The organism is Pseudomonas sp. TSO6, from assembly GCF_056098905.1.
Genome location: NZ_JBLZWV010000084.1, coordinates 1 through 666 on the forward strand (window position 1 = coordinate 1; position 666 = coordinate 666).

The window sequence follows — 666 nt, forward strand, 5'->3', positions numbered from 1 at the left end:
CAGTGATCGAACCAGTAGTGCCGTTGGCCGGTACGGTGATGACGGTTTTACCGTCGCTCAGCGTGAAGGTCAGGGCGCCATGGTTGTTGATCGGCAGGCCGTCTTTGTTGGTCAGCGTGATCGTGTAGGTGATCTCGCCGCCTTCGGTCACCGAAGGGGTCGCGGTCAGCTTGGCCACGACTTCGTCGGTGGTGTCGGTGACATCCACTTTCGCAGCGCCGCCCAACTCCAGGTTCTCGAAGGTCGCACCGGTAGCGTCTACCGCCGACTTGATGCCAACACTGATCTCTCCGGCATCGTTGTAAACGTCGTCGCCTTGCGCATCGTGGGTGTACGGCGCGCTGGTCTCGCCGGCCTTGATGGTGACCTGGGCTTTGTTGCTCAGGGTCACGACCAGCTCGTGGTCCAGCGGTTGGTTGACGTGCACGGTGAACGTCGGTTTGACGTTCTCGGCGACCGAAGTCTGGTCGGCAGTGATGGTGACCTTGACCAGGTCGCCTTCGTTGCCCGGCGTGCCTGGCTCGTCGGTAACCTGGGTACTGACCGGGGTCTTGTCCAGGTTCAGGTTTTCGAATTTCCACGCATCCGCGCCGCTGACGGCGTCGATAGCGTTAATTACCGGCTGGTTAGCGCCAACATAGACGTTATCCGGCGCAGTTGCAGTGG

Annotated in this window: 1 protein-coding gene; it reads right to left on the minus strand. The window is 60.8% G+C overall.

Annotation, left to right across the window (positions count from 1 at the left end):
• A partial coding sequence (locus ACN6NG_RS29870; RefSeq protein ID WP_474317519.1) for an immunoglobulin-like domain-containing protein occupies positions 1 to 666 on the minus strand: 666 nt, incomplete at both ends.